The organism is Paenibacillus sp. MMO-177 (assembly GCF_037147795.1).
In the GTDB taxonomy this organism is placed as follows: domain Bacteria; phylum Bacillota; class Bacilli; order Paenibacillales; family Paenibacillaceae; genus Pristimantibacillus.
The window spans coordinates 309987-325491 of sequence record NZ_JBBCUR010000001.1 but is presented as its reverse complement, the minus strand read 5'-3'; the positions used below and the strand labels follow the sequence as shown (position 1 = coordinate 325491).

General features: G+C 52.4%; 11 protein-coding genes. 9 read left to right on the top strand and 2 right to left on the bottom strand.

Annotated elements, in window-relative coordinates:
* Nucleotides 1–34: 34 nt before the first annotated feature.
* From WFK81_RS01455 to WFK81_RS01420, 8 genes are all read left to right on the top strand, one after another.
* Nucleotides 35–1033 carry a carbohydrate ABC transporter permease gene (locus WFK81_RS01455; protein ID WP_336784683.1) on the top strand — a complete coding sequence of 333 codons (999 nt, stop codon included), beginning with the start codon at nt 35–37 and terminating at the stop codon, nt 1031–1033.
* Entirely contained in the window at nt 1030–1953 is a 924-nt protein-coding gene (locus WFK81_RS01450; protein ID WP_336784682.1) for a carbohydrate ABC transporter permease, read from the top strand. The genes WFK81_RS01455 and WFK81_RS01450 overlap by 4 nt, the downstream gene beginning before the upstream one ends.
* Nucleotides 1954–2043: 90 nt before the next feature.
* A complete protein-coding gene (locus tag WFK81_RS01445; protein ID WP_336784681.1) occupies nt 2044–3504 on the top strand; it encodes an extracellular solute-binding protein in 1461 nt (486 codons plus the stop codon).
* Nucleotides 3505–3778: 274 nt separating this feature from the next.
* Nucleotides 3779–6778, top strand: a complete 3000-nt coding sequence (locus WFK81_RS01440; protein WP_336784680.1) for an alpha-mannosidase — start codon at nt 3779–3781, stop codon at nt 6776–6778.
* A 93-nt stretch (nt 6779–6871) separates the two neighbouring features.
* Nucleotides 6872–9052 (top strand): DUF4350 domain-containing protein, encoded by a 2181-nt coding sequence (locus WFK81_RS01435; RefSeq protein ID WP_336784679.1) that lies wholly within the window; start codon nt 6872–6874, stop codon nt 9050–9052.
* A 34-nt stretch (nt 9053–9086) separates the two neighbouring features.
* Nucleotides 9087–11096 (top strand): GxGYxYP domain-containing protein, encoded by a 2010-nt coding sequence (locus WFK81_RS01430; protein ID WP_336784678.1) that lies wholly within the window; start codon nt 9087–9089, stop codon nt 11094–11096.
* Nucleotides 11097–11228: 132 nt separating this feature from the next.
* Entirely contained in the window at nt 11229–12152 is a 924-nt protein-coding gene (locus WFK81_RS01425; protein ID WP_336784677.1) for a hypothetical protein, read from the top strand.
* 16 nt (nt 12153–12168) lie between these two features.
* Nucleotides 12169–12600 carry an SRPBCC family protein gene (locus WFK81_RS01420; protein ID WP_336784676.1) on the top strand — a complete coding sequence of 144 codons (432 nt, stop codon included), beginning with the start codon at nt 12169–12171 and terminating at the stop codon, nt 12598–12600.
* Between the two features lie 43 nt (nt 12601–12643).
* Here WFK81_RS01420 and WFK81_RS01415 read toward each other — a convergent pair whose 3' ends face one another.
* Entirely contained in the window at nt 12644–13561 is a 918-nt protein-coding gene (locus tag WFK81_RS01415; RefSeq protein WP_336784675.1) for an AraC family transcriptional regulator, read from the bottom strand.
* Between the two features lie 266 nt (nt 13562–13827).
* On the opposite strand from WFK81_RS01415, the gene WFK81_RS01410 reads away from it, so the two are divergent.
* A complete protein-coding gene (locus WFK81_RS01410; protein ID WP_336784674.1) occupies nt 13828–14565 on the top strand; it encodes an SDR family oxidoreductase in 738 nt (245 codons plus the stop codon).
* 103 nt (nt 14566–14668) lie between these two features.
* On the opposite strand, the gene WFK81_RS01405 is transcribed toward WFK81_RS01410, so the two are convergent.
* Complete coding sequence (locus WFK81_RS01405; protein WP_336784673.1) at nt 14669–15421, bottom strand: DeoR/GlpR family DNA-binding transcription regulator; 753 nt, start codon at nt 15419–15421, stop codon at nt 14669–14671.
* Nucleotides 15422–15505 lie beyond the last annotated feature (84 nt).

The following is a 15505-nucleotide window of genomic DNA, read 5'->3' as shown; positions in this document are numbered from 1 at the left end:
AGGTTGTCTATAACAAGCAAGGAGGAAGATGATTATGAACGATAGGAAAGTTGCGGAAACCGCATCTTTGCATCTGCCGGTCCAAAGCGTATCAACAAAGTCCTCTCTCAAAAAGTTTGCGGTCAGACACAAAGATGCATTAATCGCGACGGCCATCTTGAGTCCAATGATTCTTTGGTGGCTTGTCTTGTCGGGGTTCCCGACGCTATTTGGTTTTTTCCTTGGATTTTTTGATTGGATCGGCATTGCGGCCCATCCGAAGTTTGTCTGGTTTGACAACTACGTTCGATTTTTCCACGATCCGCTATACTACGAAGCCTTATGGAGATCGATCTGGCTTGGGGGACTTGTTACCGCAATTACCCTGATTGCCGGCTTTGGAGCAGCTCTGCTCATGAATATGCCGCTGTTTGGCAAAGGGATCTACCGGTCCATCTGGTACATTCCGGCGGTTACGTCAACGGTTGCGACAACGCAAATTTTTAATCTCCTCCTCGATACCAACAACGGCGTTATTAATAACTTTCTGAAATCGATCGGCAAGGAACCCATCGTGTGGCAATATTCCGTCTTCTGGGGCGTGTTCTGGATCGTGGTCTACTCCGTATGGAAGGGCGTGGGGGGCGCGGCGCTGATCTGGCTGGCTGGTCTGCAGTCCGTTGACGTCTCCTTGTACGAAGCGGCGGAGATTGACGGAGCGGGACGCTGGGGCAAGCTTTGGAACGTGACGCTGCCGGGTTTGAAGCCGATTGCAACCTACATTGTCATTACAAGCTTGATTGGCGCCATTCAAATCTATGAGCAGGTACTGTTCATGACGGGCGGCGGTCCTTACGGGAAAACGGAAGTGCTTGTATTCCGCATCTACCGCGACGCGTTCTGGGACTTCAACCTTGGCATGGCGGGAGCCTCCTCGCTTATTATGGCGGTTATCGTCTTTGCGGTCACCATCGCTTATTACCGCTGGTCGACGAATTCGGACAGAAGCACAACGATCAAGATCAAAGGGGTTAAAGGAGGTCCTAAAGCATGAAAGATTCCTTATCCAAAAAGCTGGCGTTTCAACTAAAGCCGGGCAATCTGCTTGCCCATCTTGTTCTGCTTGGCATCGGACTTGTCCTGTTATATCCATTGGTCTTTATGATCCTGGCCGGCTTCTTCACCAAAGATGAGTTTACAAGCTCCATTATCGGGTTGTTACCGATTGCCAAAGCGCCAACCCTTCAGAACTTTTTAGTTCTGTTCTACGGCTCTGCCGATGCGGGCATACAGAAATATTTCATTAATTCCGGTTACCGCACGATTTACAACACCTTCTGGGCGCTTCTGACTTCTTTGCTGGCCGGGTACGTGTTCGCAAGGCTCCGTTTCAAAGGGAAAGACCAGCTTTTTCTTGTCCTGCTGGGTACGCAAATGATTCCGGGAACCATTGCCCTCATTCCGACTTATCTGGAATTTGCGCGGTTTCCGTTTGCGGGAGGCAACCATATTTTTACGGGAGGCTCCGGCATTCTCGACACGTGGTGGGTATACTTCATCGGCGGACCAAGCTTGAATATTATGGGGGCATTCCTCGTTAAGCAGTCCATTGAGAAAATTCCGTTCGAGCTCGATGAAGCGGCTAAGGTGGACGGTGCGGGGACTATGCGCATAATCTTTCAAATCATGCTGCCGCTGCAGCTGCCGATTATGGCGTTTATTGCGATCACAACGGCGCTTGGGACATGGAATGACTTTGCGACGCCGTTCTTCTATACCTCTTCGGATAAGCTGCAGACGCTGCCGGCCGCGATAACAAGGCTGTCCTCGGCCGCCGTAAGTCCGGGGGCGATTCCGAACTGGCCGCTTATTATTACGCTTGGTCTAGGCATGACGGTTCCCGCGCTTCTTATTTTCTTCTTCTTCCAGAAGTACATTGTGCAGGGTCTCGCCAATACCGGTATTAAAGGATAAAAATATTTGTTATAACATATTGAATATAACAAATAGTCATGATATATTAATCCCAAGAAGTCAGTTATCCTAATTTTGGAGGGGTTCAATGTGAAAAGGACAAAGATCACATCCTTGCTTGTAACTGCACTATTAACGGTCTCATTATCAGCTTGCGGCGGCAACAATAACGGCAATAATTCGGCAGCTACCAACTCGCCGCAAAATTCGGCAACGCCGGCGGAATCCGCATCTGCTTCACCGTCTCCATCGGAAAGCACGGACACATCTGCGGGCAATCCAGTAACGATTACGGTTCTGAATGAAGGGGCCGTAGGGATCGGGGTTGGCAAGCTGGACGATCTGTTCGCGCCGAAAGAGAAGGAATTGAAAGGCAAAGGCATTGATGTTACTTATACGCCGGGCAATCCGGTAGCGGCATTCCCGCTTCATTACCAGAAAATTATCGCAGGCAAATTGCACGAGAAGAACATCAGCGTGAAAACCGAAGACTGGGGCTGGGGCGAGCCGCTGATCCAGAAAGAGACGGCAGGCTTCCTCGCTAAAAACGTTCCAGACATTATCGTAGGCGAAACGCAAATGCCTGGCTTCGCGCAGCAAGGGCTTCTTGAACCGTTCCCGGACGATATGGCTGCGGATATCCGCGCTAACGTATCGCCTGCGGCATGGAAGCCAATGGAATACGACGGCAAAATCTATGGTCTTGCTTCCCAGCCTGGCGTAAGCAGCCTGTATTGGAATAAGAAGCTGGTGAAAGAAGCCGGCATCGACCCGGAGAAGCCGGTTACTTCCTGGCAAGAGCTGGCTGACAATGCGAAGAAAGTAACGGAAGCGGGCAAAGGCAAATTTTATGGCGGCGGCGTTTACGCTGGTCCTAACTTCGGGGGATACCTGCGCTACGGTGCTCTGATCGGAATTAACGGCGGTTCTTATGCCGATGCGAACGGTCAACCGACCTTCAACTCCGATGCAAACGTAGAGACGATAAATTTCCTCCGCGAGCTGAATGCGGCTCATCCGGCGGGACTGATGGTCAACAATACGGAAGGCACGTATTTCGATGCATGGAACAAAGGCCAGATTGCTTATTTAATCGATGGACCTTGGCAAGTACAGCAATGCAAAGACAACAAGCTGGAATGCGGCATGTCGCCTATTCCTCTGTCGCCTAACGGCAGCGCGGCAAACGTAACGATTGGCGCGGCTTTCCACTCGGTACCGAAAGACGCGAAGAACAAAGACGCGGCATTCGAATATATCAAAGCCATGTACAGCAAGGAAATCCAGCAGCTGATTGCGGACTCCAACGTTCGTTCTCCGATTCTGAAGGAAGTTGCGGAGTCTCCTGATTATCAACAAAAGCATCCGGAAATGTACCTGCATTACCAAGCGATGAACGGTAACGTCCAAGGTCTTCCTACCTTTGCGAAAGACAACTCCAAGGTATGGCAAGTATGGGGCGACGCAGTGGTGAAATCGCTTATGACCAAAGGCGACGTAAAAGCCATCCTGGATGACGCCCAAAAGAAAGCAGAACAAATTACCAAATAAAAATCAAAAAAGAGGACTTTCTTAACACGTCCTGTACGATCGGAAGTATTGATAACGTGGCTGAGCTCTAGGAGGAGAAGGAGTATGCTCTGGAGGAGCGTAAGCGTTCGCCTTTGCCTGAGGGAATAAATCCTATTGACATTGTTCAGAATTCACTCAGGCAACAGCGGCCGGAAGAGGATACCCTTTTCCCCTAGTGCTCATAGCCAGTTAATCCACTCCTTCCGGCCACAGGACTGTTAATCAGTCCTCTTTTTTTCACAGGAGTGACTTTATGCCATACGAAACGAAACGAATCAAGCTGCAGAAAGCGAAGGACCTCCTTCCTCGCATACGCGAAGCGATCTACCAACCTGTCTCCGCGCTGAAAGTAACCGCCTGGGTAACCAAGGAGCCGGTACCTTACGCGGAGCGGATCTCCGGCGAGCTTGTTGAGCTTACGCCTGGCACGAAATGGGGCAACCTGTGGGACTGCGCCTGGTTCCGGTTTGAAGGAATTGTGCCTGAGGCTCTTGGCGGGAAAAAGGCCGTATTGTTAATCGACGTCAACGGTGAGTTGTGCCTCGTCGATAAGGAAGGCTCGCCGATCCAGGGGTTGACCAACATCAATTCCGAATTCGATTTCAGCCTTGGCCTGCCGGGCAAGCGCGTTGTTGATCTTGGTTATGAAGCCGCAGGCCAGCAGATTGATCTGTGGGCGGATGCCGGCTGTAATGACCTGTTTGGCAGATATCGCAGCGGCACCTTGAAGGAAGCCGATATCGCAATCTGTTACGAGGAAATCCGGCAGCTGTATTACGATTACGAGGTGCTTCTCGAGCTCGCCGAGCATACGCCGGAGAACGGTGCCAGAAGAGAACGCCTGATTCAAAGCCTCTATGACGCGGCGCATAAGCTGCAAGTGATTAATGAAGAGACGGCTCAGCAGGCGAGAGAAATTTTGGCCAAGGAGCTTGCCAAAAAAGGCGGCGATCCCGTTCTGACGGTCAGCGCGATCGGCCATGCGCATATCGACCTTGCATGGTTATGGCCCATCCGTGAGACGATCCGGAAGGGGGCGCGCACTTTCTCTACCGTCCTTACGAACATGGAGAAATACCCGGATTACGTATTTGGCGCAAGCCAGCCGCAGCTCTATCAATGGATGAAAGAGTATTATCCGAAGCTGTATGACCGGATCAAGCAGCGTATTGAAGAAGGACGCTGGGAAGTACAAGGCGCGATGTGGGTAGAGCCGGACACGAATATTTCCGGAGGCGAAGCATTGGTTCGTCAGATCCTGTACGGCAAACGGTTCTTCCAGCAGGAATTCGGCCAGGAGATGAAGGTGCTGTGGCTGCCGGACGTATTTGGCTATGCGGCTAGCTTGCCTCAGCTGCTCAGAAAGTCGGGCGTCGATTATATGATGACCCAGAAACTGTCGTGGAACGTGTACAACACGCATCCGCATCACAGCTTTGAATGGGAGGGTATTGACGGAAGCAAGGTACTGGCGCATCTTCCGCCGGAGGATACGTACAACAGCCCGGGCGCGCCTAGATCGCTCGCCAAGATTGAGAACAGCTATCTCGACCGTAACGTATCCGAGCATGCCTTGATGCTGTTCGGGATCGGTGACGGCGGCGGGGGACCGGGCGAGGAGCATCTGGAACGGCTGTCGCGCGAACATAATCTTCTTGGACTGCCGCCGGTTGTTCAAGAGTCTTCCTTGTCTTTCTTCCATAGGCTTGAGGAAGAGAGAGCGCGCTTCCAGACGTACCGCGGAGAGCTGTACCTGGAGAAGCATCAAGGTACGCTGACCTCGCAGGCCAGGAACAAATGGTATAACCGCAAAATGGAGAAATCGCTCCGCGAGCTTGAATTTGCGGCTTCCCTATTGCTCGCAATGGGAGAGAAGGCGTACCCGTCCGAGGAGCTTGAAGCGATCTGGAAGGAAACGCTGCTCTATCAGTTCCATGATATTTTGCCAGGCTCTTCGATCACTCGCGTCTTTGAAGAATCGCTCGAGCGATATGCCGCAATGCACAGCCGTACGCAGGAGCTTATTGAGCAAACCTATTCAAAAGTTGCGGAGCTCGCGGGAGCCCATGAAGGCCAGGCCGTTGTCTTTAACTCTTTGCCATGGGAACGCGAGGAAGTTGTAGAGCATAAGGGCAGCCGTTATGCCGTGAAAGTGCCGGCAATGGGCTTTGCGTCTCTTGCGGAGGCAGAGCTTCGCCAGGAGCAGACGGAACAATCCGGGCTTCTCGCAGGCGAGCAGCTTCTCGAGAACAAGAATCTGCGAATTAGCTTCGGACAGGACGGAAGTATCGAGTCGATGTACGACAAAGCAGCAGGCCGGGAAGCGATTATGCCGGGCCAGAAGGCCAACGTGCTGACCGTGTATCACGACAGAGGCGATGCCTGGGATTTCCCTCGGGATTACCGGGAGACGGTGGCAGGCTGCATGAAGCTTGAAGAAAGCTCCTTCTCGGTTGAGCAAGGCCAAGCGATGCTGGTGCAGCATTACCGGTTCGGCGAATCCACGCTGGTACAGCGGATTGTGCTGGATGAAGAAGCAACAACCGTAAGATTTGAATCCAAGGCGGATTGGAAGGAATCGGAGAAGATGCTTCGCGTCTCCTTCCCGGTTCAGGTCATGTCCGACCATGTGAATTGCGAGATTCAATTTGGCTATTTGAAGCGTCCGACAACAAGGAACTCGATGATCGAATTTGTCCGCGATGAAATATGCGCGCATCAATATATCGACCTGTCGCAGCCGGACTACGGCGTAGCTCTGCTCAGCGACAGCAAATACGGCTACAGCGCGGAACGGAACGTGCTCGACATCAATCTGCTTCGCAGCCCAAGCTATCCGGATCCGGTTGCAGACCGCGCGGAACATCAATTCGTCTATGCGGTTTATCCGCACCGCGGAGATTTTATCCAGGCGGAGGTATACCGCAAAGGGTATGAACTGAATACGCAGCTGACGGTTGCCGAGCCTTCTCGGGCTTCCTCGGCCGCAGGACGTACGGCTTCCTTTGCCTCTCTGGTTCAGGTGAATCATCCGCATGTCATGATCGAAGCGGTGAAGAAAGCCGAGGACTCGGATGATCTCATTATCCGTCTGTACGAAGCATCCGGAACGTTTGCCGAAACTTCAATTGGTTTCGGAATTCCGGTCTCGCTCGTGGAGGAAGTGGATCTAATGGAAAACATTATCGGAGAGGCTGGAGCGAAGCTGTCGTTCCAACCATTCGAGATCAAGTCGCTTCGCGTGAAGCTCTAGCAACGGTTAGGCAATCAGGGGGGAAGGCGTAACAGCTCCCTCCTGTTTTATTTTCGGCCAATAAGCGAATGGATAGAGGAGGATGTTGCAGTCATGATCAGAAAGAAACGGCAGGAAGAGTTAACGGGCTTTCAGGAAGGTGGACCCTACCATCCGTCCTATGATTTGCAGACAGACTTCGTTATGGTCTATGGCATCCACGGGGATGTTCAGGAACGGATCCGGACATGGAAGGAAAAAGGCTATGTGGTTCATCTCATGACGGGCGTATCCTGGGGCGGTTATCAGGACTATCTGAACGGCAATGTCGACGGCCGGCCGCATTGGGACGAGGCGCAGAAAAACCGAAAATACGAAAATATCATTCACGGCACCTCCGTGGATATCCCTTATATGGTTCCTACCGTCGCCTACGCCGATTTTCTGACCGAACGGATCCGGATCGCCGTAGACGCCGGCGTAGAGGCGATTCACCTGGAGGAGCCGGAGTTCTGGGTGGAGGGCGGTTATTCGGATGCGTTCAAGCGCGAATGGGAGATCTATTACCGCGAGCCTTGGCAGGCTCCGCATGCTTCGGTAGATGCGCAGTACCGCGCTTCGAAGCTGAAGGCTTATCTGTATACCCGCACGCTTGACCGGATTTGCAGTACCCTCAAGGAATATGCGATGCAGAAGTACGGTCGCCGGATTCGCTTTTATGTGCCGACGCATAGCCTTATCAACTATACGCAGTGGCGCATCGTCAGCCCGGAATCGAAGCTGCTTGAGCTGCCGGGAGTAGACGGTTATATCGCGCAGGTATGGACGGGTACAGCGCAAACGCCAAATGTGTACAACGGCGTCCGCAAGGAGCGTACGTTTGAGACGGCTTATCTGGAATACGGCATCATGCAGGAGCTTGTCCGCGGCACCGACCGAAGAATGTGGTTCCTGCATGATCCGATTGCCGACGATCCGAAGCATACGTGGAAGGACTACCGAAGCAATTATATCCGCACGCTGGTCGCGTCCCTGCTGCATCCGCATGTGAGCCGTTACGAGGTATGCCCATGGCCGAGAAGGATCTATCAGGGGCAATACCCAAGAGAAGGCGGGAACGGCAAGGAGAGGATTCCGGCTGCTTACGCAACGGAGCTGCAGACGGTGTTAAACGTGCTTGGCACTATGGATGGGCTCGATGTGGAATGGCTGACGGACAGCCTGCAGGTGGGTCTGCTGCTCGCCGATTCGGCGATGTATCAGCGTAATCATCCGGATTGGAGCGAAGAAGCTACGTCCTTCAAATACGACGGCACGGAGGTTGCGTCGGCGCTGGGCAGCGAGTTTATGGAGCTGCTGGACTGGTCGCCGTTTTATGGCCTTGCTCTGCCGCTCCTCAAGCATGGCGCAGCCGTCCGTCCGGTTCAGCTCGACAATGCGGGAAGATTCCCGGGGTATCTGGACGATTACCGCGTCCTGGTGCTCAGCTATGAATATATGAAGCCGGAATCGTCCGGTCTGCATAATGCTCTGGCGGAATGGGTGAAGGAAGGCGGCACGCTGATCTATGTCGGAGACGGCAGCGACGACTTCCACGCCGTCCGCGAATGGTGGAATCAAGGCAGCAAGAAATTCAATTCGCCAATGGAGCATTTATTCGCAAGCCTTGGCCTGGAGGCTTTGCTGGCACCGGGCGAATATACCGTGGGCAAGGGCTGCTTGGCTTACCTGCCTCTGCATCCGTCGCAATGCGCTACCCTGCCGGAAGCGGGCGAGCAGCTGAGACAGACGGTGGCTTCCGCCATCACAAAAGCAGAGAACTCTCTTCGCTGGGAGAAAAAGAACGGCATGGCGCTGCGCAGAGGCCCTTACCTTATTGCAGCCGTGCTGGATGAGTCCATTAGCGACGAGCCATATAAAATCTACGGCAAGCTGGTCGATCTGCTGGATGCCAACCTTCCCGTTGTGGATGAGGTTACGGTTAACGCAGGCGAGCAAGCGCTGCTCTATGACCTGAGCAAAGCGGGGGGCGGCGTACAGCTGATCGCGGCTGCATCCCGTATCGACCGTATAGATGAGAACGTCGACGGCTTTGGCTTTACAGCGTATGGACCGGAGGGAATTCAGGCAGCCGCCAGATTCCAATGCCCGCGCAAGCCAAAAACCGTGGCATTTAGCTCAGCAGGAACATCGATTCGGATGCCGCTGGAGTTCATGTGGGACGAAGGCAGCTCGACGGTGCTTTTCCGCTACGAGAATGATCCGGCCGGCGTGTCGGTAAAGGCTTTATGGTAAGCGGCTATTTTTAGACAAGGGGGAGGAAGACCAAGTGAAGGGCAAAGGTAAAATCATTAGCATTTCTCTGGCCGTTATCCTCGTTGCAGCCGTATCCTCGTATCTGGCATGGCCGGAGAAGAAGGAAGGGGTCAGCTGGCCGAGCAAGCAGGCTTTGCCGACGTTTCAGGCCCCAGCCGAAACACTTGATCTCATCTATACGACGGACAGTTATTACTATCAGGCCGAGAACGAAGCGTTTGGGCATGACACGGGCAAAGCGGAAGGAGACGGTTGGGTCGCGGAAGCGGGAAACGATGCTGCGGACAAGGCGATGTTGGACGTAACGGGACGCAAGGAAATACCGGCGGGAGAAATAAAGGCCGCGTTTAATATGCAGATCGACAATTTTGCCGATGAGGACGGCGTTGTCGCTACGCTTGAGATTCGGGACCAGACGGCGAATGCCGTACTTGCCTCGATGGAAGTCCGCAACTGGGATTTCCGGCTGCCGAATGCGTCGCAAAGCTTTGAGCTTTCGTTTAACGCGCCGGGAGAAGGGCATGAGCTGGAGTTCAAAGTGCTTTGGACCGGTAAATCTACGCTGAAGCTGTTTGATGTTGGCGTGTTCTGGCCGCTCCGCAAAGACGAGAACCTATTGTTCACCTCTTTGAAAGGCGTCGTGAATCAGACGAAGCCTCGCATTTATTCGTATACGGACAATGTCCGGGGCTCTACCGGTACCGCCCTGCTGGATGACTTGGGGCTGAAATATGCCGAGGTGAAGGATAACTGGGAGCTGCTGAACAAATACCGGTCCGAGCTGAAGGGGCTCATCGTCTACGATGATCAGCAGCCGGATACGATTAATCTGGCAACTACGATTGCAGGATTGAAAAACGCGATTATTGCGCCGCCATCCCTCGTGGATAAGCTGACAGGCGCGCCGTATAATCTGCCAATCATTGAGGACCTGCGCGGCAAATTTAGCTCCAAGCTGGAGGTCTACGGTTATTTGTATGACCACTATTGGAAGCAGACGACGCATAAAGCGATTGTTGGCCTGGACCCGGGCATCCAATCCTATCTTCGCGACTATGCAATGGGAATGGACGCCGCGGTGGTCTGGCTGAATCCGGCGGATGAGAGCGAGTCGGCGCTGCTGGATAAGTTCCTGCAGGATATGCCTTACGGCACGGGGCTCTATCTCGGCTGGTGGCCGGATGAAGGGATGGGCGTCAAGAAGACGTCGGATTACGGACTGGCGACGGTGGCCAGCGACTTCTCCTCGAACCTTAGCGTGCTCAGCGGTACTTCGCGGTCGATAACGATGCCGAAGGCGCCGGAGAAGCCGAAGCTCGAGAATAAAGTGTATGTCTCGTTTATTTTGAGTGACGGCGACAACCTGCAGTATATGGAGCATGCCTTCTGGAACGTGTGGAATACACCGAACCGGGGAGAGGTGCCGCTTGGCTGGACCATATCGCCGCTGATGGTCGATACGATGCCGGGACTGCTAAATTACTTGTACAAGAATGCTACGCCTAATGATGCATTTGTTTCCGGTCCGTCCGGCGTGGGTTACACGTACCCGAACTTCTGGGAGAAGGAAGACGGTCTCGACCGTTTTATCGAGCGTACGAACGATTACATGAAGCAGGCGGGACTAAACGTTCTGACGGTATGGAACTACGTAAAGGGCGAGATTAAGCCGGAGGTAGCTGAGAAGCTCGCCAAGCATGCCCCTTCGCTGCTTGGATTTACCTCGCAGTTCGGTACCGGCGCGATCGGAGTCTACGGCAACTCGATGCCAGGGCAGGAATTAAACGTTGCCTACGGCAGCGCGGAGAGCGACCTGACGAACGGGATAGCCGACGGTATCAAGAAATGGGACGGCAAGTCGCCTGCCTTTGTCTCTATACAGGCCAACCCTTGGCAAGTCAGCTATCAGAACTTCGTCAACGCGGTGAATCTATACAAGGATAATGCGGACGTTGTCTTCGTCCGTCCCGATGTCTACTTCGAGCTAATGAGGGAGAGCAAGGGTCTGCCGGTGACGCCTTAAATAGAGCGGGAAAGACAGTCAAGCATCTGCAGGGTTAGATGCTTGACTGTTTTTTTCATAAGCAGATTAGGAAGGAAGCTTGATGAATTAGTGGAATATATAGGTAGATTAATTGGCAAGGAGGCTAGTAGTTTGAAGTTAATCATGGTGGAAGGGATTCCGGGCTCAGGCAAATCGTCAACAGCCCGATTTATAGCCCTGCAATTGGAGAGGAATGGGTATCCTGTTGAGCTGTACCACGAATCCACCGTTCCGCATCCGATCTTGCTGGATGAAGATCTTTACGATTTAGACCGATGGTTGGCCGCTTACCGTTCGAAGTGGAACAGCTTTCTGGCTGCCAACGCTGCCAAGGAATCCGTAATTGTTATGGAATCCGTATTGTTCCAAGCCCCGATCATTCAAATGCTTCATATGGATATAGATTCCACTGTCATTATTCGTTTTATCGAGGAACTAATGGTAACACTCTCTCGTTTCGATTGCGGTTTTGTTTATTTATATCAAAAGGATCCAAGCGTTGGAATAAATAGAATGCTGACGGATAGAGGCGGTGAATCGTGGCTTCGAAATACGTACGATAAATTTAAACACTTGCCATACTATAAGAATCGAAACCATACAGGAAAAGAATTACATTTGCAGTTTTTGCATGAATATTCGCAGATCGCACAACAAATTTTTAATAAGATGAAGTTGAAATCTATGGGAGTCGACAACACGAATTGGGACTGGGATCAAGATTATCGTACCATTATGGATTTCCTGGGCTGTACGATTTATCCCGATCCTGAGCTCAGTAAAGAGGAATTAGAGAAATTCTCGGGTTCATACCAAAATGATGAATTAGGAATAACCTTCCACATTCAATTAAGAGGCGAGGACTTATACATTTTCGACCATTACAAGCTTAAGCCGAGAGGGGAAAATACTTTTTATCTAAGTAATATCAGCATGTCCCTAGCGTTTATCGGTCTAGATGAAGTAATGGTTTACGAAAAGGACATCGTTGGTAACCGTAATGACTTGGGGACCGTGTTTGTCCGGATAACGTAGAATGGGGGAGAGTAAAATGGAATTGTTCGATACCAATAAAATCGTCGGCCAAACGGCCTCGGCCGGTTTTCAGATTGGGGTCCGCAGGACGCTGCCAATTTCCCCTGAAAAAGCTTGGGCCTTTCTCACTTCAGCCGAGGGCTTGAAGTTATGGATCGGCAACGTTAAGGGTATATCGATTGAAGCGGGAGAGGCGTTTCAAAGTGCGGAAGGGATATCCGGGGAACTGAGAATTGTGAAGCCTCAGCAGCAGCTGCGCCTGAAGTGGTCCAAACCCGGCTGGGAGAAGCCTTCGACCTTGCAAATCCGGTTAATCTCCAGCCATCCGGAGAAAACAACGGTCAGCTTCCATCAGGAAAACCTGGATCATGCGGCTACTCGCGAGCAGATGAAGCTGCATTGGGAAGCTGTGCTGAACGAGATGCTGCGGAAAACAAAAGTGAACTAAATGCTATTATCCCCAAAAATAACAGGGCCATGACGATCGTTCGTCATGGCCCTGTTATGGCTGACGCGCGTTGCTCCTGTATATCCAGCATCGGCGGCCGTCCATACATCCGGGCATATTCGCGGCTGAACTGGGACGGGCTTTCGTAACCAACGCGGAAAGCGGCTTCCGAAGCATGCACCGTTTCGGTCAGCATTAAGCGTCTCGCTTCCTGCAGGCGCAGCGTTTTCTGGTATTGCAGCGGGCTCATCGAGGTTACGCGCTTGAAATGTTTGTGAAAGGCGGAAGTGCTGAGGCTTGCTTCCTTAGCCAGCTGTTCGATGACAAGCGGCTCGGCATATTGCCGGTTAATCATCCGAATCGCTTGCGCAATGTTATGCGAATGGCTGCCAATCATGGCAAAGGAGCGGATAAGCGCGCCATGCTCGCTTTGAAGCACGCGGTACAGGATCTCGCGGACAATAAGCGGAGCGAGAACCGGAATGTCCTCCGGCGTATCCAGCAGCTGAACGAGCCTGACGGCGGCTTCGAGCAAGCCCGGAGACGTGCGGTTCATCGTTATGCCGGGAGAAGCTTCCGCGGGAACGGCAGAGGCAATGCTGCTTTCTTTTACAATATCGAGAATGACATCGGGATCGAAGCTTAACTTCAAGCTTAAATACGGAACCTCGGGCGAAGCCTCTACGATTTTGCTTATAATCGGCAGTTCCGCAGCAATGACAACAAAAGTCATCGGGTCGTACCGGTAAGTCGCGTCGGCTAAAGCAGCCGTCTTCGCGCCTTGCGCAACAAGGCAAAGGGATGGCTTATATACGGAATCAAGCGGCTCCGACAAATGCGTGGCATGCATCAAGGATAGATTGGGAACAGGTGTAGGAAACGTTCCGCTAGATGGAGCATGGCGCAGAATCAAGTCCGTTAATTGCCGTAAAGCCTGCTCCAATCGCAAAGTATCGTCCATAGCTTGTGAATTCCTTTCCGAGAAGGTGGGTTATTTTTATTTTAAAATAGAAGTGTATAAGTTTCACTATACTATGCTTATATTTCTTTCGCGAAACGAATGCTGCCCCTCCATAGGACGGCGCAGCCGTTCACGCTTGACGGGACAAAAGAGAAATAGGCAAGGAATGAACGGTTCTGTTCTAACGGCTTTCCCCTCGTATTCCCTATAATCAATGTTGTAGCCACTCCATTAAAATATCAGAAACATAAAGGAGAGAATGAATCATGAGTTTACAAGGAAAAGTCGCAATCGTCACCGGTGCTTCGAGAGGAATCGGACGTCAAATCGCCATTCAGCTGGGCGAGGCGGGCGCGAAAGTCGTTGTCAATTATTCCTCCAACCAGGAGAAAGCGAATGAGGTTGTTCAATTAATCAAGCAAGCGGGCGGCGAAGCTGCTGCCATCCGCGGTGACATCGGCAAGGTCAGCGAAGTGGAAGGGCTGTTCACGGAGACGCTTGAGCGGTTCGGACGCGTAGATATTCTCGCGAACAATGCAGGGATTATGGAGACGGCGCCAATCGGCCATGTAACGGAGGAAATGTTCGACCGGCATTTCATGATTAATGTAAAAGGGACGTATTTCGCCTGCCAGCAAGCGATGAGGCATATGGCTAGCGGCGGTACGATTATTAATTTCTCGACCTCCGTATCCGGCGCGATGCTTCCGGCTTACAGCGTTTACGCCGCAACCAAAGGGGCCGTCGAACAGTTAACCCGTCAGCTCGCCAAGGAGTTTGGTCCAAAGGATATTATCATCAACTGTATCGCACCAGGGCAGGTGTCAACCGAGCTGTTCCTGAACGGGAAATCCGAGGAGCTTGTGGATTCTTTCCGCCGGATGAACGCGTTTGGACGCCTTGGGGAGCCGGATGATATCGCCAATGCCGTCGAGCTGCTCGTCAGCGATAAAGCCCGCTGGATTACCGGACAGACGCTTCGCGTGAACGGCGGATTCAACTAATAAAAAAATCGCCAGCACCTGCATGAATCGGGAGGCTGGCGATTTTTTATTTGCGGTTATGGCACAGGAGAAGAGCTCAGGGCTACGTTGGATCCTGACGCTCTCAAATCTCCACCCGTACTCCCGCCGCCCGGAATGCGGCAGCCGTATCTTCCGGGAGGCCTTTATCGGTTAGGAGAGCCGTCAATTCGGATAACCTCGCAAACGTACGGAGCGCGCTATGGCCAAACTTATGATGATCGGCAACGCCGTAGCATTCGCGGGCGGTCGTCATCAGCGCCTGCTTGAAATCGATCAAATCGCCGGTATAGACGGACAAGCCGTGCTCGAGATGAACGCCGGTAGCGGAAATAAATGCTTTATTAATGTTCAGGTTGCGGACATAAGCGACCGCTTCCGGACCCGCAAGAACATTGCGGACGCGGTACCCGCCGGGGACGACGAGACGGACGTTTTCTTTTCCCGCCAGCTCGCTGATGATATACACATCGTTTGTGATTACGGTTACCGGAAAATCGTTCAGCCGCCTTGCGATCTCAAGGGTCGTGCTGCCGCCGTCCAGCGCAATGATGTCATTGCCGGAGATGAACCGCATCGCCGTGTCTGCAATGTCGGTTTTCTCATCGGCATGCTTCGCGATCGGCTCCTTCACCGGCAGAATGCCGAATTGGTCGCTGTTTGCCAGCACGGCGCCGCCATGAACCCGTTTTACCAGGCCTTGCTCCTCCAGCTTCGTCAGATCCTCCCGGATCGTCTTGCCCGTTACGCTCAGCCGCTCGCTAAGCTCTGCAACCGTTACTTCCTTCTGCGTCAGCAGAACCTCCATAATACTCTCGTATCGGCGTAAATGGTTCATTTCATGTTCATCCGTTCTTATAGGTATTGTTATTATTGTACGCTTGCCCTCTCGTCTCGTCCATAGTCATGGGAAGTTTGAAAG

Excerpts from the sequence above, each read along its gene's own strand:
- WFK81_RS01455 (WP_336784683.1), top strand. The coding sequence starts at position 35 with ATGAACGATAGGAAAGTTGCGGAAACCGCATCTTTGCATCTGCCGGTC.
- WFK81_RS01450 (WP_336784682.1), top strand. The coding sequence starts at position 1,030 with ATGAAAGATTCCTTATCCAAAAAGCTGGCGTTTCAACTAAAGCCGGGC.
- WFK81_RS01440 (WP_336784680.1), top strand. The coding sequence starts at position 3,779 with ATGCCATACGAAACGAAACGAATCAAGCTGCAGAAAGCGAAGGACCTC.
- WFK81_RS01435 (WP_336784679.1), top strand. The coding sequence starts at position 6,872 with ATGATCAGAAAGAAACGGCAGGAAGAGTTAACGGGCTTTCAGGAAGGT.
- WFK81_RS01420 (WP_336784676.1), top strand. The coding sequence starts at position 12,169 with ATGGAATTGTTCGATACCAATAAAATCGTCGGCCAAACGGCCTCGGCC.
- WFK81_RS01415 (WP_336784675.1), bottom strand. The coding sequence starts at position 13,561 with ATGGACGATACTTTGCGATTGGAGCAGGCTTTACGGCAATTAACGGAC.
- WFK81_RS01410 (WP_336784674.1), top strand. The coding sequence starts at position 13,828 with ATGAGTTTACAAGGAAAAGTCGCAATCGTCACCGGTGCTTCGAGAGGA.
- WFK81_RS01405 (WP_336784673.1), bottom strand. The coding sequence starts at position 15,421 with ATGAACCATTTACGCCGATACGAGAGTATTATGGAGGTTCTGCTGACG.